Genomic DNA, 20944 nt, shown 5'->3' on the forward strand with positions numbered 1-20944 from the left:
CGCTGGATCACTGGATCACTAGAAAGAGAGCGACACGGTGGTGAAGACGGAGCTGCGAACCGACCTGACAACGCGCGAGTGTGAGTGTGGTGCGACGGTTTGGCTGACGGGCCTGCCCAGCTCGGGAAAGACGACGATCGCCCACGCCGTGGCCGACCGCCTCCGGGGCGAAGGGCGCAGGGTGGAGGTGCTCGACGGTGACGAGTTCCGCGAGGTCCTCTCCGCGGGCCTCGGCTTCGGCCGCGAGGACCGGTACACGAACGTACAGCGCATCGGGCTGGTCGCGGAGGTGCTGGCCCGCAACGGCGTACTGGTGCTGGTCCCGGCCATCGCCCCCTACGCGGACAGCCGCCGCGCCGTGCGGGAACGTCACGAGACCTCCCGCACCCAGTACCTGGAGATCCACGTCGCCACACCGTCGAGCACCTGCGCCGAGCGCGACGTGAAGGGCCTCTACGCCAAGCAGGCCGCGGGGGAGCTCACCGGACTGACCGGGGTGGACGACCCGTACGAGGCCCCGGAGTCGCCCGACCTGCGCATCCCCGCGCACGAGCAGTCGGTCGCCGAATCCGTGTCGACGCTGCTGGGCCTACTGGTGGAAAGGCGTCTGATATGAGCTCCCGCCACATCGACCTGGTCGCGGACCACGCCCCCGCCCTCACCCACCTGGACGCCCTGGAGTCCGAGTCGGTGCACATCTTCCGCGAGGTGGCGGGCGAGTTCGAGCGGCCGGTCATCCTGTTCTCCGGCGGCAAGGACTCCATCGTCATGCTGCACCTGGCGCTGAAGGCGTTCGCCCCGGCCGCGGTGCCGTTCTCGCTGCTCCACGTCGACACCGGGCACAACTTCCCCGAGGTCATCGACTACCGCGACCGCGTCGTGGCCGAACTCGGGCTGCGCCTGCACGTCGCCTCCGTGCAGGAGTACATCGACAGCGGCGTCCTGCGCGAACGCCCCGACGGCACCCGCAACCCGCTGCAGACGGTGCCGCTGACGGAGAAGATCCGGAGCGAGCGGTTCGACGCGGTGTTCGGCGGCGGGCGGCGCGACGAGGAGAAGGCACGGGCCAAGGAACGGGTGTTCTCGCTGCGCGACGAGTTCTCGCAGTGGGACCCGCGCCGCCAGCGCCCCGAACTGTGGCAGCTGTACAACGGCCGCCACGCCCCCGGCGAGCACGTGCGCGTCTTCCCCCTGTCCAACTGGACCGAACTGGACGTGTGGCAGTACATCGCCCGCGAGGACATCGAACTGCCCGAGATCTACTACGCGCACGAGCGGGCCGTCTTCCGGCGCAGCGGCATGTGGCTCACCGCCGGTGACTGGGGTGGTCCGCGCGACGGCGAGACGGTCGAGACCCGGCTGATCCGGTACCGCACCGTCGGCGACATGTCGTGCACCGGCGCGGTCGACTCCGACGCGACGACCATCGAGAAGGTCATCGCCGAGATCGCCGCGTCCCGCCTCACCGAGCGGGGTGCCACCCGCGCCGACGACAAGCTCTCCGAAGCGGCGATGGAAGACCGCAAGCGCGAAGGGTACTTCTAGAGATGAGCAGCGACAGGACCACCTCTTCCTCCACCCCCGCCACCGCTTCCTCCACCCCCGCCGCCCCGTCCGGCACCCCCGCCGCCGGGGACCCGGCCGGCCCGTCGGCCACCAGCCTGCTGCGTTTCGCCACCGCCGGATCCGTCGACGACGGCAAGTCCACCCTCGTCGGACGCCTGCTGTACGACTCCAAGTCGGTGCTCGCCGACCAGATGGAGGCGGTGGAGCACGCCTCGCGCTCGCGCGGCGCCGACGGACCGGACATGGCGCTGCTCACCGACGGGCTGCGCGCCGAGCGCGAGCAGGGCATCACCATCGACGTGGCCTACCGCTACTTCGCCACCGCCCGGCGCCGCTTCATCCTCGCCGACACCCCGGGCCACGTGCAGTACACCCGCAACATGGTCACCGGCGCCTCCACGGCCGAGTTGACGGTCATCCTGGTCGACGCCCGCAACGGCGTCGTCGAACAGACCCGCCGGCACGCCGCCATCGCCGCCCTCCTGCGCGTCCCGCACGTCGTCCTCGCGGTCAACAAGATGGACCTCGTCGACTACCAGGAACCCGTCTTCGCCTCCATCGCCAAGGAGTTCACGGCGTACGCCACCGAACTGGGCGTCCCCGAGGTCACCGCCGTCCCGGTCTCGGCACTGGTCGGGGACAACGTCGTCGAGCCGTCCGCCCGCATGGACTGGTACGGCGGCCCCACCGTGCTGGAACACCTGGAGTCGGTGGAACCGGGCGACCGGGCGGCGAGCGGCCCCTCCCGCTTCCCGGTCCAGGTGGTCATCCGGCACGAAGGGGAGCGCTACTACGCGGGCCAGCTGCTCACGGGCCGCCTCCGGGTCGGCGAGACGGTGACGGTGCAGCCCTCCGGCCGCGTCACCACGATCACCGCGCTCGACATCCTCGGGCAGCCGGCGGACGCCGTGTCGGCCGGCTCGTCCCTCAGCGTCCGGCTCTCCGACGAGATCGACATCGGACGCGGTGACATGATCACCACCGGCCTCCGGCCCCCGCGGATCACCAAGGAGGTCGAGGCGACCGTCTGCCACGTCGCCGACACGCCGCTCACCGTAGGCCGGCGGGTGCTGCTCAAGCACACCACCCGGACCGTGAAGGCGATCGTCGAGGACATCCCGTCGCGGCTCACGCTCGACGACCTCTCCCAGCACCCGCAGCCCGGCCGGCTCGTCGCCAACGACATCGGCCGCGTCCGGGTGCGCACCGCCGAGCCGCTCGCGCTCGACTCCTACGCCGACTCCCGGCGCACCGGATCGTTCCTCCTGATCGACCCGGTGGACGGCACCACGCTCGCCGCCGGGATGGCGGGCGACTCGTTCGCGGCCGCGGCGGTGTCCTCGGACGCCGACGCGGACGGGTGGGACTTCTAGGACCGGCACCGGGACCGGATACGGCCGGCCGGGCGGAGTGGGTCGGGGTGGGGCGGGGGCCGACAGCAAGCGGCCCCCGCCGCACCCCGGCGCTGTCTCAGGAGCCGGAGGCCGTGACGGACCGCGCGAGTTCCAGCATGGCGTCGTTGCCGGCCTTCGCCGCCGTCAGCTCCGGCAGGCGCCGGCGGATCAGCTCGTTCTCGTACGCGGTCTCGACGGTGAACCAGACCCCGACCACGTTGGTCCGGGCCTTGCACTCGACGTCGGCGGTGGCCGTCGCGATCTCCTGCGAGGACGGCCTGGCGGTGGCCGCCCAGCGGGGGTCCTTCAGGGCGTCCCCGGGCGTGGCGTAGGAGTGGCCGCGCTCGGCCATGCAGCGCGACCAGTCCCGGAAGGCCGCCACGACCCGGGGGTCCCGCATCGAGCGCTCGAAGCCCTCGTAGTTGACCCCCACCGCGACGTCGGCGTCCCGGCCGGTGCCGCCGCGCGAGGTGAGCTCCTTCTGCGCGGCTCCGACGCACCCGCCGGGCGGCAGCTGCCGGCCGCGGAACGAGGAGGCCGATCCCGGGGCGGACTCTCCGTCCGGTCCCAGGCCGGCACCGAGCACCGTGCTGAGGTCGGCGCTCAGCGGAGGCGCTCCGCTGGGCTTCCTCCCGCGGTCCGGGTCGGGCGAGTGGTAGCCGTTCACCGAGACGTCGGCGATCTCGATCGGGTCGTACCGGTGGGTGGTCTGGGTCTCGGAGGACGCCCCGGCTCCGGCCGGGCGGGTGTACTCCAGACCGAAGTCCCGCACGCAGCGGCCGACCAGCACGGCCTGCGCCGCGTCGTACTGCCGGAACTGCTCCGCGCTCAGCAGGTAGGCCTCGACGGGCAGCGTCCGGTCGTCCACGCGGTTCAGCAGCGGGACGTCCCCGATCGGCGGCGGCTCCATCGGGGCGAGGGAGGAGGTGGGCGCGGCCGCGGGTCCGGCGGCGGGGCGGGAGGCGCAGCCGCTGAGGAGGACGAGGGGGACCAGCAACAGGGCCGGCAGCGAACGGCTGCGGCGGAGGGACGTCAAGGAGGGCTCCTCGGGCACCGGCCCGCGAGGTGGTGCGGGCGTTCGGACGGTGGGGCCGGTCCGGGCGCCGGACCCCCGGTGGGCGGGGGTCCGGCACCCGGTCAGGACAGGGTCGGCGTTCCCGGGAGGGTCAGCGCTCCCAGCTCTGCGAGTGGTTGTTGTTGCGCATGTTGACCGAGCCGCCGTTCCACGGCACGGCGCCCAGGTTCACCCACTGGTCGTGGGGGACGTACTGGTTCGGGCCGGTGTTGCGGATGCTGTACTCGCGGTAGTGGACGCGCAGGTTGTACGTGTGGTCGAGGTTCCGCACGGAGGCGGCGTTGTTGAGGACGGGCTGGCCGTTGCCGGCACCGCCACCGCCGAACTTGCCGTCGTAGTTGCCGCCCTCGCCCTTGCCGAACTTGGCGCCCTGCAGGTTGGGGCTGTAGTAGACGCACGCGTCGCCGGTGACGCAGCCGCCGCTGCTCGCGAGAGCCGGCCCGGCGGTGCCGAGGAGCACCGTGCCGAGGGTGACCGCTGCCAGAGCGGCGGCCGCCATCTTCTTCTTCATGACACTGCCTTCCGATCGGTGGACGGGGAATTCCCCGCGTTCCCGTCAGCGGGGACGCGGGAAATTCCCTGATCATTTCCGGGACGTTTTCCGCCCGGCGGATGACGACTCTGCCCCAGCGACGGAGCAGATCCGAGGGGGATTCGGCTCTTTGAGACGTCTCAACCGGCGCCGACCCGCTGACGTGGGGATTGGGAAACGGATTCGGCGCACTGTGAGACGCCCGGGAATCGACCGCCGGGGGATTCGGCCGATTGCTTCCCGGTTTCCGATTCCACCTAGGCTGATCCGCTTCGGGAGATCTGCCCCACGGCGTTCCGTCCGGGGCTATCCGGAATCTGATCAACCGTTCGGGAAAGGTCGCCGCGGAGGGGTGTGCCGGAAATTCGGCGGGATATCCGTGACGCCCTCCGTGAGGGGCGCCCGGGTGGGCCTGCCGCCGGGGAGGGCGGTCCGACGGCCGGGGCTCCGAGAATTCCTGGCATATTTGATCAAAGTCGTCGGCGGTCGCCGGGAGAATGCGTGGTCACGGGCTCGCGATGATCCGGAACAATGAATTCCGATGGCTGCGGCGGCGGTCGGAGCAGCGGATTCCGGAAGGCGCCGGCCCCGGGCGGCCCCGTCCCGCAGGTGTGCACGGGGAGGCAGGACGAGTGCGCCGGCGGGCGCGGCTCTGGCGGCGGCTCTCCTTCGTCGAACTGCAGGGCTCCGTCGCCCGGTTGTGGCGGGTCGCGCACCGGGAGCCGGGGCTGTGCCGGGACGGCGGGGAGCCGTCCCGGCGCTCCCGGCGGCCCGGTCCCGCGCCGCGGGCGGGCCCCGGCCGAGCGCGCGACGCGCTCCCCGGAGCCGGGCCCGCGCCACCCTCGCCCGGGTGGCCGCCGACGGGTCGGTACTGTGGCCGGACACCCCGTCGAAAGGCGCCCTTCCCCATGGCCAAGAACGCCGCCGAACCACGTGCCGCGGCCCGCAGGGCCCTGCTGCAGCTGACCGGCGTCAGCCGCTCCTACGGCGAGCGGGAGGTGCTCCACCCCGTGAGCCTGTCGCTGGCCGCCGGAGAGTGCGTGGCGCTGCTCGGACACAACGGATCGGGCAAGTCGACCCTGCTCAGGGTCGCGGCCGGACGCGACGCGCCCAGCAAGGGCACCGTGCTCTTCGACGGCATGCCGATGGACGAGAACGACCCCCGGGTCCGGGCCCGGGTGGCGGTGGTCGGCGACACCGTCGCCTGCTACCCCGACCTGACCGTCCGTGAGCACCTGCTCCTGGTCGCGGTCGCGCACGGGGTCGCCGATGCGCCCGACTGGGTCTCCCGGGTACTGGCCGACCGGATGCTCGCCGAACGGGCCGACGCGCTGCCCTCGGCCCTCTCCTCCGGGCAGATGCAGGCCCTGCTGCTGGCCTGCGCGCTGGTGCGCCCGCGTGACCTCCTGCTGCTCGACGAGCCCGAACAGCGGCTCGACCCGGACGCCCGCCGACACCTCGCCGACCTGCTCAGGGCCGAACTGGCGGACGGCGTCGCGGTGTTGCTGGTCACCCATCACACCGACCTCGCCCTGGACGTGGCCGACCGGGTGGTGGTGCTGGAGGACGGCGGGATCCTGAAGCAGGGCGCGACCCGCAAGGTGCTGGCGGCGGAGTTCGCGGCCCGCCCCGCCGCGGACCCGGCGGGCGCCAAGTGACCGCCGCCCGCCCGGAGGCCAGCCCCGCCGCCGAGGCCCGGACGGACGACGACGGGACCACCGAGGGGACGGACGAGCAGACGGACGACTGGACGGACGACGACGACTGGACCGACGAGACCCTCGCCCTGCTGCGCGCCCTGCGCGCCCCCCACCGCCGCAACCGCGCCAAGTCGGTCGGCTACGCCGTCTACTGCGTGGTGCTCCTCCTGATCATCTGGGGCGGTGTGCCCAGCCTCGGCCTGTTCCTGCAGGCCTCCATGGGCGCCGACTACACCGGCCACGGCGGCGACCTGCTCGCCGCGATGCCCGCCGGTGTCACCGCGATCGGGCTGGCCACCTTCCTGCTGCTGGTCCGGGACGGCCTGTGGCGCGGCCCGGTGGTGCCGCCGCGGGCGGCGGCCGACTGGCTGCTGATCCACCCCGTCCGGCCCCGCCCGGTGCTCCGGCCGTGGTTCTGGCTGTCCTGCGCCGTGGCCGCGTCCCCCGGCCTGGTGGCGGCGGTCGGCGGCATGGTCGCGCTCGGGCTGACCGTCCGGGTCGGCCTGCAGGCCGCACTCGGCTGGTGCCTGCTCGGGGGGCTCTGCGTCCCGCTCCTGGCGACCTGCGCCGCGCTGGTGGTGGAGCGCAGCGACCGCGCCGCCCTCTGGGTGCGCCGGCTCACTCCGTGTCTGACCCTGCTGATCGTCGCGCTGGCGGGGCAGGCCGTGCTGGCCGTCGCCGGTCACCCGGTGCACTGGCTGGAGTCGGTCGAGCTGTGGTCGGGGCCGTGGGGCTGGGCCGCGATCGCCGCACTGGCGCCGACCCCGGCCGCCGTGGCGGGCGGCTGGGTGGCCGCCGCACTCCTGCTGCTGTCGACCGGGGCCGCCCTGGTGCTCGCCGACCGGGCCGCCGCGACGGTGCCACTGGCCCGGCTGCGGGAGCGGGCCAGGACGGCCGCCGGGGTGCTGGCCGCGCTCCGGACGGTCGAGCTGCGCAGCGCGCGGCTCGCGGTGAACAGCGCCAACGGCAGCGCCCGGCAGCGCCGGCTCCGGCTGCCGGCGCCCCGGCGGGCCTGGCTGGTGGTGCCGTGGCGGGACACCCTCGCCCTGCTCCGTTCCCCCGCCCGGCTGGGGCGCGCGGTGGTGCTGGCGGTGCCCGCCCTGTTCTGCGCCGTCCTGGCGCACGGCGCCACGGGCTGGCTGTCCTGGGCGGCCACCGCCATCGCCCTGGTGTTCGGCTACCTGGCCGTCGCGCAGTTGCTGGAGCCGGCCCGGATCGAGACGGACGACGTCCGGCGGGCTTCCTGGTCGCCGTATCCGTTCGCCGGTCTGATGCTGCGTCATGCGATCGTGCCGACGCTGGCCGGGATCCTGCTGGGGCTGGCCTGCGCGGGGGCGCTGCTGGCGGCGGGCGCGGGTCCGGCGGCCTGGCTCGCGCCGGCGGCCGCGCCGGCACTGGTCGCGGCGGGGCTGGTGAACGCCTGCCGCGGGGTGCTGCGCAAGGACCTGATGTTCTCCCCGGCGCAGGGCGCGGGCGGCGGGACGGGCCCGGTGCTGTTCGCCGTCTGGTACGCGGCCGGGCCTGCGGTGGGCGTGGCGGTGTTGACGCCGATGTTCTCCTCGGCGCTGCGCGGCGGGGCGGTGGCGCCGGTCGGCAAGGCCGCCCTGATGGCGGTGGTGGTCACCGTCCTGCTGCTGCGCTGGGCACGGGCCAGGGCCGCGAAGATGAGCAGCGCCCGCACCGGAGGGAGCACCCCCTAGGCCGTCGGCTCGCTGCCTTCCGGATGTGCTCTCCGAGCGCCGGCCGGCCGGCGAGCGGACGGCACCGCCCCGGGTCCCTGGACGTCAGGAGCCCGGGGCGCTGAGCCTTCGTGAGCTGATGGGGCTCAGGCTGCTCCGTCCGTGTCGGAGGGCCGCAGGGGACGCCCCCGTTCGCCCAGTACCGCTGCCAGTTCCTCCCGTGCCTTGGCCGTGTCCGGGTGCGCCGCCCCCAGGATGCGGGTCCGGTCCTCCACGACGGACGTCAACAGCCTGACGGCCTCGTCTGCGCGTCCTGCCTGTCGGTACGAGGAGCCGAGGTGGTGACGGGCGGTGAAGGTCTGGGGATGGTCCGGGCCCAGGACCCGAACGCAGACGGCCAGGGCCTGCTCTCCGACGGCGATGGCCTCGGCGAGGCGCCCGACGAGCCGGTAGGACACCCCGAGGCCGCTCTGGGCGGTGATGGTCTGGGGGTGGTGGGGACCCAGGAGTCCACTGCGGGCGGCCAGGACCTGCTCTCCGATGGTGACGGCCTCCTCCAGGCGCCCGGCGAGGCGGTAGAAGGGAGCGAGGTTGCCGTGGGAGATCAGTGTGTCCGGGTGGTGGGGGCCCAGGAGTCGACGACGGGTGGCCAGGACCTGTTCTCCGATGGCGACGGCCTCGTCGTTGCGGCCCGCGCCATGGTAGGAGAGGGAGAGGTTGCTGAAGGCGGTCAGGGTTTCCGGATGCTCCGGGCCCAGGACCCGCACCTTGTCGGCGAGAGCCTGCTCCTCCATGGTGATGGCCTCGTCGAACCGCCCCGCGTCCCAGCGGCAACTGGCGAGGCTACCGCGTGCGGCGAGGGTGTCGGGATGGTCGGGGCCGAGGATCCGTGTGCAGTCGGCCACCACCCGTTCCAGCAGGTCGACGGCATCGGCGGTGCGCCCGGCCTGTCGGTAGAACGCGGCGAGGTTCCCGCGGGTGGTGAGGGTGTCGGGGTGCTCCGGGCCCAGGAGCCGCTCTTTGTCGGCGAGGACCTCCTCCCCGAGGTCGATGGCCTCGGCGGTGTACCCGGTCCGGTGGTAGGCCGTGGCGAGGTTGTTGCGGGCGGTGAGGGTGCTGGGGTGGTCCGGGCCGAGGAGCCGTACCGTGTCGGCGAGGACCTTCTCCCCGACGTCCACGGCATCGTCGAGACGTCCGGCTTCTTGGTAGGCCATGGCGAGATTGCCGCGGGCGGTGAGGGCTTGGGGGTTGTGAGGGTGCAGGAGGCGTGTGCTGTCGGCCACCACCTGCTCCAGCAGCGTGACGGCCTGGGCGGTGTGCCCCGCCTCCTGGTGGGCGAGGGCGAGGTTGCCGCGGGCGGTGAGGACCTCGGGGTGCTCCGGGCCCAGGAGCCGCGCTTTGCCGGCGAGGACCTCCTTGCTGAGGTCGATGGCCTCGGCGGTGCGTCCGACCGCCTGGAGGACCACGGCGAGGTTGCTCCGCACCGTGAGGGTGTCGAGGTGGTGCCCGCCCAGGACGCGCGCGCTGTCGGCCGCCACCCGTTCCAGCAGGGAGACGGCCCGGGTGATGTTCCCGGCCTCCTGGTGGGCCAAGGCGAGGCTGCCGCGGGCGGTGAGGGTGTCGGGGTGGTCGGGGCCCAGGACGCGCGTGCGGTCGATCGCCACCTGTTCCAGCAGCGTGACGGCCTGGGCGGCGTGTCCGGCCAGCAGGTGGCAGACGGCGAGTTCGGCACGGACGCCGATGGCGTCAGGGTGATCGGGACCCAGGGAGCGGACGCTGTCGGCATCGAGCCGCTTGAGCAGGGCGAGGGCCTCCCCGATCCGTCCGGCGTGTCGGTGGCAGGAGGCGAGGATGCCGCGTGCGGTGAGCGTGTCGGGGGAGTGGGCCAGTACCTCTCCCAGCAGGGCAGCGGCCTCGTCGGTGCGGCCCATGCGTACGAGCAGGGCGGCGAGATCGGTGCGGGCGGTCAGGGCCCTGGGGTGGTCGGGGCCCAGGAGCCGTACCTGGTCGGCAGCCACTTCCCTCAGGAGGCCGACGGCTTCGTCGCCGCGTCCGACCTGCCGGTAGGACGAGGCCAGGTTGCCACGGGCCATGAAGGTCCGGGGGTGGTCGGGGCCCAGGATGCGCGCGCTGTCGGCCGCCACCTCCTCTTCGAGGCGGACGGCCTCGTCCGTTCGCCCGACCCGGAAGTACGACAGGGCGAGGCCGGCCCGGGCCGTGAGGCTGTGGGGGTGGTCGGGGCCCAGGAGCTCTACGCGGCCGGCGAGGACTTCCTCATTGATGGTCAGGGCCTGTTCGTTCCGTCCGGCCTGGTGGTAGGAGTCCGCGAGGTTGCCGAGGGCACCGAGGGTGTCGGGGTGGTGGGAGCCGAGGACCCGTCGGCAGTCGGCCACCACCTGTTCGAGCAGGGTCATGGCGTGGGCGGTGCGCCCGGCCTTCCGGTGGGCGAGGGCGAGGTTGCTCCGCGCCGCGAGGGTCTCGGGGTGGTCCCGGCCGAAGCGCCGCGTGTTGTCGGTCACCGCCCGTTCCAGCAGCGGCACGGCATCGGTGGTGCGCCCGGCCTGCTCGTAGCAGACCGCCAGGACGCCCCGCGTTGTGAGGGTGTTGGGGTGGTCCGGGCCCAGGATGCGCTCGTAGTCGGCGAGGACCCGCTCCCCGGTGGCCACCGCACGGTCCAGGTGACCGGCCTGTTTATGGGCGAGGACGAGGTTGCCGCGGGTGGCCAGAGTATGGGGGTGGTCGGGGCCCAGGAGCCGTTGGTGGTCCGAGACGGCCCGCTCCCCGGTGGAGACCGCGTCGTCGAAGCGTCCGGCTTGCCTGTACGCGACGGCGAGGTGGGCGCGGGCGCGGAGCGCATCGGGGTGGTGGGGGCCGAGGAGACGTTCGCCGTCGGCGGTCAGCTGGTTCCAGTGGGTGGTGGCGGCGGTGGCCAGGCCGGCTTCGAGGAGGCTGGTGCCGTAGCGGAAGAGCAGGCGGTGGGCGTGGGGGTCGGCACGGTCGAAGTGCCAGAGGAGTCCGCCGGCGTTCCCCCGCAGCGCTTCGGTGTTGGCCCTCAGGACGACGGCGAGGGCGTGGTCCTCGTGCTCCTCCTCGGGCCACAGGGTGAGGAGCGCGTCGGCGGCCGTGCAGTGCGGGTGCTCGCCGACGGGGACGGTGTCGAGGGTGGCGCGGGCGGTGAGCGCGTGGATGGTGACCTGCCGGTTCGGTTCCTGGGTGAGGGTGAGGAGGCTGTAGTTGTGCAGGACGGCCAGGGCGTCGAGCGCGTCCTCCTCCCGCACCCGCCGTACAACGCCACGCCCGTCCGCGACCGCGGCGCGCTCGCCTCCCACCGCTCCGGTACGGGCGCGGGTGAGGTGCTCCAGAACCGGCACGGTGGCCCACAGGGCCTCGGGATGGCCGGCGGGGTCGAGGAGCGAGGTCAGGACCAGCGCGTGCACGGTCAGCGGATCCTCCTGCCGGACGGCGTCGAGGGACAGCAGAAGGGCCACCGCGACGGACAGGTGGTAGCCGTCGACGCCGTCGCGCCCCGGTAGGACCTCCTCCAAGGACCGGCCGCGCTCACGGAACGACCGGAGGTACTGGCTGCTGCTGCGCCGCCGCTGGATCATGTAGGCGGCCGCGTAGGCGAGCGCCAGGGGCAGGTGCCCGAGCGCCTCGGCGAGGTCGGCGCTCCCGGCGTCCAGCAGGTGGGAGTAGCGGGCGGCTTCGAGGCGCTCACGCAGGTAGTCGGCGGACTCGGAGGCCGAGTAGACGCCGACGTCCACGAGTGCGCGGCCGGCGTCGCTGGCCTCGGCCCCCCGCAGCCTGCTGGTGGCGATCACCCGTCCGCGCCCGCCGCGGCTCGTGGCGGGCCACAGGTCGCCGAGGGTCTGGTCGGTGATGTTGTCGAGGACGACCAGCCAGGACCTCTCGGTGGTGGCGAGCCAGGCCAGGAACGCGGCCGCGTCCTGCTCGACGGTCTCCGGCTGTCCGCCGACCCCGGGCACCCGCACCTTCGCGGCGGTGCGTGCGTACGCCTCCAGCACACCGGCCGGTCGTGTGGCGTCCACCCACATCACCAGGTCGGTGCCCTCGTTGATGGCCCGGCGGGCGTAGTGCGCCGCGAGCTGGGTCTTGCCGACCCCGCCCTGGCCGGCCAGCACCTGGGACAGGACGACGGTGCCGGACCTCTCCCGTGCTTCGTCGATGACCTCGCACACCGCGGTCCGCGGTTGGAAAGCACTGGGCGGGGGCGGAAGCTTGCCCTCCAGGACCGGCCATTGGACCGGGCCCTTCGTGGCTTCGACCGACTCCAGGTCGGGCATGATCCGGCGGTCGCCGTGCCGTGACAGGAGGTCGGCGAACCGCGGGATCCCGAACAGGGGGTGGACCGGCTGGGCGTGCAGGCGGCGCTGCCCGAGTGCCGGGTCGGCTTCGGTGACGACACCGACCAGCCGTCCCTCGCAGAAGACGGCGCTGCCCGAAACCCCCGCCCACGGCGACGCGCCGTTGCGTCCCCTCCGGTGCTCGGGCCAGATCGGGGTGTCCAGGACCCATCCCCCGCCGGTCCGGGAGGTACCGGCCGGGGGCAGGTCGCCCCGCAGGTGCTCCACCTGCGGGTCCCCGCCGTCGTCGGCGAACGACGGGAAACCCAGGCCCTCGTACGACAGCAACGCGGCCCCGGTCGGTCGGCCCCACCGTACGGGCGCGGAACCGCCCACGTCGACGGGCTCGTCCAGCCACAGCAGTGCCACGTCCACCGTGTCGGGAACGTGGTCGCGGGGGGTGGGCCAGCACACGCGGACGCTGCGCCGGTGCGGCTCCGGGCTCAGGACCGGATGTCCGACGCGCACGCTCAACCGCTGCCCGGGGTCGCGCACGACGTGGCGGCTCGTCAGGACCAGCTGGGGCCCGATCAGGTAGCCGGTGCCGTTCGGTGCGCCCCCGACGCGGATCAGTACCAGTCTATTCGGGTCCATGTCACTCGTCCCAGGGCTCGGGCTGCGGCGGCTCGGGCGGCTGAGTGCCGTAGGCGGGGTCCGGCGCCTCGGCGTACGCACCGCGGACGCCGCGCTCGACCCGGAAGCGTTGATCGGGGCCGATGGCCTCGTCCAGGACGTTCAAGGTGAGGGTGAGCCGTTCCCGCCGGACGGTCCCGCGCGCCCCTCCGGCCTCGGCCTCGCCCTTCGCGCCGAGCGCGCCGACGGACACCTTCACCTTGCCGTTGCCGTCCCGCCGGAACTCGACCTCCAGCTCCAACTCGGCCTTCTCCACTTCGAACCTCAACTGCTGCCCCGCGCCATCGGTCTGCGCCTGGTACAACTCCGACCGCAACTGCCACAGCGCTTCACTGAGACTGATCTCGCCCATCCGTGCCGTCCCCATCCATCCATGCCCGCCCCACACCGAGGTGACCGCGGCGGACAACCGATCCAGCCCACCCTCGACAGCCCCAACAGCTCAACCACCCAAGGGAGGAACTGCCACCGGGCCGTCGACGCGTACCAGTCTGCTGGCCGACGCGGGCGCTCGTCCCGGGAACGGCCAACTGCCCGCCCCGCCGGTCCGGCGGTGCCGACCCTGGCACGCCAGGAGAAGCGCCGCGCTCCCACAGCCGGGCACCCGACGCCGCGCACTGGTCCGACAAGATCCGAAAGAGGGGGCCCGGACCCGTACTCCGCAGGTCGTCGGCCCCATCGGAACGTCTGATGCCACGTCAAAGTTCCTAGTTTTCCTGCGAACTTGTGCGAAGCTCCCTTAAGCTCCCGTTAAATACAGCGGCTTACCGCACGCGCGAGAAGTCCCTTGCGAGACAGGGGCGGTAGGCCCGACTGCACGATGAGAGCAGGGATGACAACGACACGTGAACAGAGGCTCGGGGCCGCGCGCGGCCCCGAGCGGCGGCGGCCGGGCGTGTTCGGCCGCCGCGCCGTGGGCGGCACCGCGGCGCTGGTCGTCGGGATCGGAGCGGCCTCGCTGCTGGCGGCCCCGGCGGCCTTCCCGCAGGCGGGCGACGGGACGGTGACGGTCCGCGTGGTGCGGGCCGTGGACGCCAGCGGGGTGTGGACGCCCGCGCTGGAGCCGGGCCTGGCCGGTGTGAAGGTGACCCTCACGGACGACGCGGGCGTCGGCATCGAGGGCACCACGGCGGCGGACGGCACGGTGACGCTGGCACCGGCCGCTGCCAAGCTCACGGGCGGCAAGTACCGCGTCCAGGTGGTGAATCCGAAGCCGGGCAAGCTCTTCCCGGCCTTCGCCTCGCGCCAGGGCCTGACCGGCGCACCCACCCAGCTGAGCAGCAACGAGGAGTTCGTCGACCTCTCCGGCGGCAGGAACGCGGCAATCACCACCGGGTTGTGGAGCCCCGGTGACTACTGCCAGAAGAACGCGCCGCTGGTGACGACCTGCCAGCCCACCACGCGCGAGGGCGGGACGCAGCGCACGCTGGTGTCCTTCCCGTACAGCGCGCGCGGGCAGGAGGGCGTGGACGTCGACGCCACCGACGTCGCCACCAACGCGGAGACCGGCGCGCTGTACGGCATCGCGTGGAACCGGGCGGACCGGCGGGTGTTCTCCTCGGCGGTCGCCAAGCGCACCACGGACTACGGCCCCGGCGGCGCGGGCGCGGTCTACGTGACCGACCTCGCGCAGAAGCGGACCACGTTGTTCGCCACCGTCCCGAACGCCGGTGCGACCGTCCACGGCGCCGGCACCGACGACGCGTTCCTGGCGGTGCCGGGCAAGGAGAGCCTCGGCGGCATCAAGGTCACCGACGACGGCAAGGACCTCTTCGTCGTCAACCTCAACGACCGCAAGCTCTACCGCTACGACGCCACCGGGCCCACGGCGGCCGCACCGAAGGCCGCCTACCCGATCCCCGACCCGGGCTGCCCCGCGGCCGGGGACTGGCGGCCGTTCGGCCTCGGCCTGCAGGACGGCACCGGCTACCTCGGCGGCGTCTGCTCGGGCGAGTCGACCGGCAAGGCGTCCGACCTGCGCGCGGTGGTGCTGCCGTTCGACCTCGCCACCGGGGCCTTCGCGGCGGCGGTGCTGAACCAGCCGCTCGACTACCCGCGCGAGTCCACGGTCGGCGGCGGTCCCTGCGAAGGGGCGGGCTGGTTCCCGTGGACCGACGCCTACCCGACCTCGCAGAACGGCAACCCGTGCGGTGCCGCCACCATCGCCAACCCCGAACCGGAGTTGGGCGAGATCGCGTTCGAGACCGACGGCTCGATGCTGCTGTCCTTCCGCGACCGCTTCGGCGACCGCGCGCCGGCCGGTCCCACGCCGGGTTCCGTCGCCGTCGTGATGTCGGGCGGTGACCTGAACAAGGCCTGCCCGGCGAACGGCACGTACGTGATGGACACCAACAGCGGTTGCGGGATGTCCCCCCGGGGCATCCGCTTCTTCGACACCAGCTGGGGCGGCCACCGCAACACGGCGTTCGCCGGCCTGGCCTTCTCCAAGGTCGAGAACACCATCGCGACCTCCGCCTTCGACCCCGACCACACCGCCTTCGGCTACGGCACGTCGTTCCTCCAGCGGAACGGCGCACAGGACCCGAAGTTCGGCCTGCGCCTCAACCCGGCAGGGACGGCGGCGCCGTTCGGCAAGGGCGCCTCGATGGGCGACCTGGAGGTGCTCTGCGACCAGGCCCCGCTCCAGATCGGCAACCGGGTCTGGTACGACCCCGAGCGCAGCGGCGTCCAGCGCCCGGGCCAGCGCCCCGTGCCGGCGGCGACCGTCAACCTCTACGACGAGTCGGGGAAGCTCGTCGGCACCACGAAGACCACGGCGCGCGGCGAGTACTACTTCGACGACTCCAACGTCACCGGCGGCCTCAAGCCGCGCACCAAGTACACCGTCAGGCTCGACAACCCGGCCGACTACGCGAAGGGCGGCCCGCTGTACCAGTGGGTGCCGACCGACGCCGACGTCGGCGAGAACCGGTTCGTCGACTCCAAGGGTGTCGTCCCGGCGGGCGGGCAGTACGCCGAACGCGCGCTCACCACGGGTGGACCGGGCGAGAACGACCACACCTACGACTTCGGCTTCCGGCAGCAGGAGGGCGCGCTGCGCCTGGTCAAGCACGACCAGGACGGCAAGCCGCTGGCGGGCGCGAAGTTCCGGCTCTGGAAGGAGACCAACGGCACCGACGGGCTGCAGAGCTCCGGCGAGAAGCCCGACACGGCGGTCGGCGACCCCTGCACGACCGGGGCCGACGGCATCTGCAAGGGCAGCGGTGTGCCGGGGACGTACTACTGGCAGGAGCTGGCGCCGCCGGAGGGCTACACCCCGCCGGAGGTGGCGGTGTTCGGGCCGCTGGTGCTGAACGCGGAGAACCTCGGCACCGGAGTCGAGGTGACGGCCGTCAACCGGCTGATCCCGACGCCGACGCCGACTCCGACGGCCACGCCGACACCCACCCCGACACCCACGCCGACCGGGACGCCCACGACGACACCCACACCCACGCCGACGCCGACCCCGGCGCCGACCGGGGTGACGCCGACGCAGACGCAGGCTCCGACGCTGCCGCGCCCGCCGGTGACGCCGCCCGCCCCGCCGGCCCCCGGCCCCGGGCACCTGCCCAGTACCGGTGCGAGCGAGGGGACCCCGGTGATGCTGGCCGGTGCGGGCACGCTGACCGTCCTCGGCGCGGCACTCGTGCTGCTGGCCCGCCGGCGCAGGACCCGGCAGCAGTAGCACGCCCCGCGTGGCGGTCCTGAAGGACCGGCACCGATCGGGCGGGTCCGCGGACTCCGGTCCCCGGACCCGCCCGACTGTCGTGACCGACCGACGAGAGAAGGCAAGCGCATGGCCCGGAAGGCCGAAGCCCGGAAGGCCGGGGCCGGTGAGACAGGGGATCGGAAGGCGGAAGCCCGGTCGGCGGAGGTCCGTGAGGCCGGGTTCCGCGCGGCGGCGACCCGCCCGGCAGGAGCTCGGAAGACAGGGCCCCGGAAGGCAGGGACCCGGAAGGCCGAGAGCCGGAAGGCCGAGACCCGGCCGGCGGAGGCCGACACCCGCGGACCGCGTCGCCGGACCGTCCGGCTCAGGATGCTGGTCGCGCTCGTGGCGTGCGCCACCGCGGCGGGCGGCGTCGTCGCCTACCGGACCGTCGCCGACGAGGCGGGGGAGCGGCCGGTGACCGTCGACGAGGCCTCCCGGCTGGCCCTGTCCCGTCTGAACCTGTTCCAGGCCAGCCCGGTCACGGTGACGCTCACCGCCGCCGAGGGCGGGGGCGTCGGAGTCCGGGTCGAGGGCGTCGTGGACTACCGCACCCGCCGGGGCGCGGGCCGCTACCAGGTCACCGGGGCGAGCGGCCCGCTCGACCGCGGCCTGGTCGTCTGGGACGCCGCCGGCCTCGGGCTCGCCCCCGAACCGGCCGGCAGCGAGGGCCCGGCCTGGCAGCAGGCCGAGCGCATCCCCCGGCAGGGCTGGTCCCCGCGCGCCTACACGGCGGACCCACTCGACGCCGGGCTCCAACTGCTCGTCCAGCTCGGCGCCGACCGGCCGGACAACCCGCTGCTGCTCGCCCAGTCCGGGGCCCGTTGGCTCGGCACCGACCGCCTGGACGGCCGGGCCCACGACCGGTTCGCCGGCCCGCGCGCCCAGGGCGCCGCACCCGACGGCGGGCGGTCGCCGCTGACCTACTGGGTCGACGGCGACGGCACGCTGCGCCGGGTGACGATGCGGATGCCGGGCCTGGGCACCCCGACCACGGTGGAGTTCGCCGGACAGGACGCCGGCGCCAAGCTCCCCGAGGCCCCCTGGCTCACCGGCTGACCCCGGCCCGCTGCCTGTTCCTCCGGCCGCCGCTCGCCCGGCCGCTACTCCTCACCGGGCCGGCCGCCGCCCGCCGGGTGGGTCGTCCCGCACCCGGCGGGCCGTCCCGCTCGCCCCGGTCGGCCGACCCTCACCCCGCCGGCTGCGCGGGCAGCGCGCCGGCATCCGTCGGGAGCGGGTACGCCCCCGGGTCCACCGCCCCCGGCAGGCCGGTCGCCGGGCGGCCGGGCACCGTCGGGTCGGGAAGCGACGGCTGCGCGGGCGGCGCCGGCACCTGGTTGAACGGGACGCCGGGCGGCGCCTGGACCGGGGCCGGGCGGCCCGCGGGCAGCGGACCGCGCCCCTGGCCGCCGCAGCCCGCCGCGGCCTCCAGGCCGTCCGGGCTCTGGGTGGCGGGCCGGTTGCCACCGAAGCAGTTGCCGGGGTCGGTCGAGGCGAGCACCAGGTCGGCGCCGTTGCCGTCCACCTGGTTGCCCTCGACCCGGTTGCCGCCCGCCGGGTGCCCCGGGGGATCGGTGACGATCACCCCGGCCGCGCGGTTGCCCCGGACGAGGTTGCGCTCCACCCGGTTCGCGGTGCCGCCGCCGATCCCGATGCCGATGCCGAAGCCCCCGTCCGCCTGCTGGGGCGTGTCGGCGGCGTTGTTGTCGACGACCACGTTGCCCGCGATCACCGCGCCGTGCTGCGGGGCCAGCGCCTCCAGGTCGTTGGAGTTGACCGTGACGCCCACCCGGTTGCCGGCCACCCGGTTGCCCAGGATCGACAGGCCGTCCGAGGCGTTGGTCAGCTCGACGCCGACCGCGTTGCGCTCGACGGTGTTGCCGCGCACCACGGTGTCGCAGGGCTTGCACTGGCCGACGTAGATGCCGGAGTCGGCGTGCCCGGAGGCGTAGGAGTCCTCGATCACGCCGGCGCGCGCGTCGAAGGCGTAGATGCCGTACAGGCCGTTGTTGTAGGCCGTCACCCGCGTCGCGCGGAAGCCCTCCACGGGCGGGAAACGGGCGGTGTCCAGCGGGTCGTACGCCGAGCCGCCCGCGCCGCGCTGCTGCAGCTTCTCGTCGGTGACGCCGGTGAACAGGACGCCGTTGGCCAGGTAGCCGTGGACGGTGAGGTTCTCCACCACCGAGCCGGGGCCGGTGACGGTGATGCCGTTGGCCAGCTTGAGCCCGCCGTCGAGGACGACGGCGGAGCGGTCCGTCCCGCGCAGCACGACGTTGCGCTTGGCGACGCGCACGCTCTCGCGGTAGGTACCGGGGCCGACCAGCACGGTGTCGCCCTCGCGCGCGACGTCCACGGCCTTCTGGACGGTGGGGAAGTCCTCCGGCACGCGGACCACGTTCCCGGCCGGATGCCCGGCGTCGTCCGAGTCCGGACCCGCCGAGGAGCAGCCGGTGGCCAGGGCGGCCGTGACGAGCAGGGCGGTCGCGGCGGCCGCGGTCCGGAGGACTGACTGACGATCAGGCAACGTGATTTGCATGGCAAGTGTTCTATCGTCTCCAATAGGGCGCATGCCCACGGAACCGGAAAACGCGTCGCCGCCGACCCCGCCCGCCGCGCCCGGACTCGGGCGGCGACGGGCGCTGCTGGCGGCCGGCGCGGTGCTCGCCGCCGGCGTCGGGGCGGCGGCCGGCGAACTGGCGGGCGGCGGGCCGGTGGGCGGCGACCGCGCTCCGGGGCGGGCCACCGCGGCCGGTGGTCCGCCACCCGTGGAGCCGGTCCCCTTCCACGGCTCCCGGCAGTCCGGCCTGACGGCACCTCAGCTCCCCGCGACGAAGCTCCTCGCCTTCGACCTCCCGCAGACCACCACCGCCGCGGACCGGGAGGCCCTGCGCGCTCTCCTCGCCGCCTGGACCCGCACCCTGGCCGCGGCGTCGGCCGGCGCCGGTACGTCACCCGACCGGTCACCCGGTACGTCACCCGACCCGCGACTGCGGGCCGACGGCACCACCCGGCTCACCTCGCTGGTCGGCCTCGGCCCCGCCCTCGCCGCCCGCCTCGGCCTCGCCGTCCCCGCCGGACTGGCCGAGCTGCCGCCGTTCCCCGGTGACCGCCTGGACCCGGCGCGCAGCGGCGGCGACCTGCTGCTCCAACTCTGCGCCGCCGACCACTGGACGCTCGCCGTCGTCACCGAACTCGCCACCACGGCCGCCCACGCCGCGGGCGCCACGCCCCGCTGGTCGCAGTCCGGCTTCCTGCCCGCGACGGCGCCGGGCACCACACCCCGCAACCTGTTCGGCTTCAAGGACGGCACCGCCAATCCGGACGAGACCGCCGCCCGGCAGTGGGTCTGGGGCCCGCCGGGCCCGCACGAGAACGCCACGGTCCTGGTCTACCGGCGGATCCGGATGGACACCGCCGCCTTCGCCGCCCTCCCCGAGGAGGAGCAGAACCTCGCGATGGGCCGCCGCGCCGGCGACGGCGCCCCGCTGACCGGCACCGCCGAACGCGACGAACCCGACCTCTACGCCAAGCACCCCGACGGCGCCTACGTCATCCCCGCCACCGCCCACGTCCGCCTCACCGGCCCCCGCCTCGACGGCGGCGCACGCATGCTCCGCCGGGGCTACAGCTACGACGACACCCCCGGTGACCGTGGTCTGCTCTTCTGCGCGTTCATGCGCGACCAGGGCCAGTTCATCCGCGTCCAGGACCGCCTGGCCGCCCGCGACGCCCTCAACCCCTTCCTCGAACACACCGCCTCCGCCGTCGCGTACGTCCTCCCCGGCGCCCCGGAGGGCACCGCCCTGGGCGACCACCTGTGGGTCTGACACCCCGGAGCCGGCTGAGCCCCCGCCCTCTTCCCCGGCCGGCGTTGTTCCCCGCGCTCCGCTGTGCCCGGTGCCCTCGGCTCGGGCCCGGTCCGTGTCGGCGGGTTCCGGATGTCGGCGCAGGTCAGTGGAGGGTTTGAACGGCCCGGAGTGCTCCATCCGGGTGGCAGCCGGGTTCGCCGCCACGGCAAGGTGGGCAGAGCCTTCGGCATGACGACTCCCATTCGCCGCCGCCACCGCCACCGCCCCGCCGCGCCTGCCGCTCCCGCCTCCCCCGCTGCGGCCAGGGCCCGCACGCCGCAGGCCGCGGCCGCGCTCCGGCCGCGCGGCACGGGCGGGTGCTGCCGGACGTGGTCCAGCGAGCACATCTCGCCCGGCGGGAGGGTCGTTCGGACGACGTGGCACGAGCCCGCCTGCCGGGACGGGGGCCGGCCGTGACCGCGCCGGCCGCCGGCGGCCCGGAGC

General features: G+C 74.2%; 13 protein-coding genes. 8 read left to right on the top strand and 5 right to left on the bottom strand.

Annotation, left to right across the window (positions count from 1 at the left end; all coding sequences use genetic code 11):
• The first annotated feature begins 64 nt into the window (after positions 1-64).
• Genes cysC through AC067J_RS21215 form a run of 3 tightly spaced genes read left to right on the top strand, consistent with a single transcriptional unit; the run spans position 65 to position 2939 of the window.
• Entirely contained in the window at positions 65-616 is a 552-nt protein-coding gene (gene cysC, locus AC067J_RS21205; RefSeq protein WP_478301418.1) for an adenylyl-sulfate kinase, read from the top strand.
• Complete coding sequence (gene cysD / locus AC067J_RS21210) at positions 613-1545, top strand: sulfate adenylyltransferase subunit CysD (protein WP_478301369.1); 933 nt, start codon at positions 613-615, stop codon at positions 1543-1545. Before cysC ends, cysD begins: the two co-directional genes overlap by 4 nt.
• Before the next feature lie 2 nt (positions 1546-1547).
• Positions 1548-2939: a sulfate adenylyltransferase subunit 1 gene (locus AC067J_RS21215; protein ID WP_478301371.1), complete on the top strand. Its 1392-nt coding sequence runs from the start codon at positions 1548-1550 to the stop codon at positions 2937-2939.
• Between the two features lie 97 nt (positions 2940-3036).
• On the opposite strand, the gene AC067J_RS21220 is transcribed toward AC067J_RS21215, so the two are convergent.
• The gene (locus AC067J_RS21220) at positions 3037-3996 is read right to left on the bottom strand and encodes a hypothetical protein (RefSeq protein ID WP_478301373.1); all 960 of its coding nucleotides are present in this window, start codon (positions 3994-3996) and stop codon (positions 3037-3039) included.
• A 130-nt stretch (positions 3997-4126) separates the two neighbouring features.
• The gene (locus tag AC067J_RS21225) at positions 4127-4546 is read right to left on the bottom strand and encodes a hypothetical protein (protein ID WP_478301375.1); all 420 of its coding nucleotides are present in this window, start codon (positions 4544-4546) and stop codon (positions 4127-4129) included.
• 929 nt (positions 4547-5475) lie between these two features.
• Here AC067J_RS21225 and AC067J_RS21230 point away from each other — a divergent pair.
• Together AC067J_RS21230 and AC067J_RS21235 are read left to right on the top strand one after the other, a co-directional pair.
• Positions 5476-6225 (top strand): ABC transporter ATP-binding protein, encoded by a 750-nt coding sequence (locus tag AC067J_RS21230; RefSeq protein WP_478301377.1) that lies wholly within the window; start codon positions 5476-5478, stop codon positions 6223-6225.
• The gene (locus tag AC067J_RS21235) at positions 6222-7967 is read left to right on the top strand and encodes a hypothetical protein (RefSeq protein ID WP_478301379.1); all 1746 of its coding nucleotides are present in this window, start codon (positions 6222-6224) and stop codon (positions 7965-7967) included. The genes AC067J_RS21230 and AC067J_RS21235 overlap by 4 nt, the downstream gene beginning before the upstream one ends.
• A 125-nt stretch (positions 7968-8092) precedes the next feature.
• On the opposite strand, the gene AC067J_RS21240 is transcribed toward AC067J_RS21235, so the two are convergent.
• Entirely contained in the window at positions 8093-12904 is a 4812-nt protein-coding gene (locus tag AC067J_RS21240) for a tetratricopeptide repeat protein (protein WP_478301381.1), read from the bottom strand.
• Between the two features lies 1 nt (position 12905).
• Positions 12906-13295, bottom strand: coding sequence for a trypco2 family protein (locus tag AC067J_RS21245; RefSeq protein ID WP_478301382.1), 390 nt, complete (start codon positions 13293-13295; stop codon positions 12906-12908).
• A gap of 480 nt (positions 13296-13775) precedes the next feature.
• On the opposite strand from AC067J_RS21245, the gene AC067J_RS21250 reads away from it, so the two are divergent.
• Both AC067J_RS21250 and AC067J_RS21255 read left to right on the top strand, forming a co-directional pair.
• Positions 13776-16631 carry an SdrD B-like domain-containing protein gene (locus AC067J_RS21250; protein ID WP_478301384.1) on the top strand — a complete coding sequence of 952 codons (2856 nt, stop codon included), beginning with the start codon at positions 13776-13778 and terminating at the stop codon, positions 16629-16631.
• Positions 16632-16982: 351 nt separating this feature from the next.
• Complete coding sequence (locus AC067J_RS21255; RefSeq protein WP_478301386.1) at positions 16983-17711, top strand: hypothetical protein; 729 nt, start codon at positions 16983-16985, stop codon at positions 17709-17711.
• A gap of 130 nt (positions 17712-17841) precedes the next feature.
• Here AC067J_RS21255 and AC067J_RS21260 read toward each other — a convergent pair whose 3' ends face one another.
• Positions 17842-19188 carry a right-handed parallel beta-helix repeat-containing protein gene (locus tag AC067J_RS21260; RefSeq protein WP_478301388.1) on the bottom strand — a complete coding sequence of 449 codons (1347 nt, stop codon included), beginning with the start codon at positions 19186-19188 and terminating at the stop codon, positions 17842-17844.
• 31 nt (positions 19189-19219) lie between these two features.
• Here AC067J_RS21260 and AC067J_RS21265 point away from each other — a divergent pair, with 31 nt between their 5' ends.
• Positions 19220-20479, top strand: a complete 1260-nt coding sequence (locus AC067J_RS21265; protein WP_478301390.1) for a Dyp-type peroxidase — start codon at positions 19220-19222, stop codon at positions 20477-20479.
• The last annotated feature ends 465 nt before the right edge of the window (positions 20480-20944 follow it).

The sequence above is a fragment of the Kitasatospora sp. NPDC042419 genome (genome assembly GCF_056437345.1).

Coding starts and splice junctions, on each gene's coding strand:
- AC067J_RS21245 (WP_478301382.1), bottom strand. CDS start 13,295: ATGGGCGAGATCAGTCTCAGTGAAGCGCTGTGGCAGTTGCGGTCGGAG.
- AC067J_RS21230 (WP_478301377.1), top strand. CDS start 5,476: ATGGCCAAGAACGCCGCCGAACCACGTGCCGCGGCCCGCAGGGCCCTG.
- AC067J_RS21260 (WP_478301388.1), bottom strand. CDS start 19,188: ATGCAAATCACGTTGCCTGATCGTCAGTCAGTCCTCCGGACCGCGGCC.
- AC067J_RS21255 (WP_478301386.1), top strand. CDS start 16,983: ATGCTGGTCGCGCTCGTGGCGTGCGCCACCGCGGCGGGCGGCGTCGTC.
- cysD (WP_478301369.1), top strand. CDS start 613: ATGAGCTCCCGCCACATCGACCTGGTCGCGGACCACGCCCCCGCCCTC.
- AC067J_RS21215 (WP_478301371.1), top strand. CDS start 1,548: ATGAGCAGCGACAGGACCACCTCTTCCTCCACCCCCGCCACCGCTTCC.
- AC067J_RS21265 (WP_478301390.1), top strand. CDS start 19,220: ATGCCCACGGAACCGGAAAACGCGTCGCCGCCGACCCCGCCCGCCGCG.
- AC067J_RS21240 (WP_478301381.1), bottom strand. CDS start 12,904: ATGGACCCGAATAGACTGGTACTGATCCGCGTCGGGGGCGCACCGAAC.
- AC067J_RS21225 (WP_478301375.1), bottom strand. CDS start 4,546: ATGAAGAAGAAGATGGCGGCCGCCGCTCTGGCAGCGGTCACCCTCGGC.
- AC067J_RS21250 (WP_478301384.1), top strand. CDS start 13,776: ATGACAACGACACGTGAACAGAGGCTCGGGGCCGCGCGCGGCCCCGAG.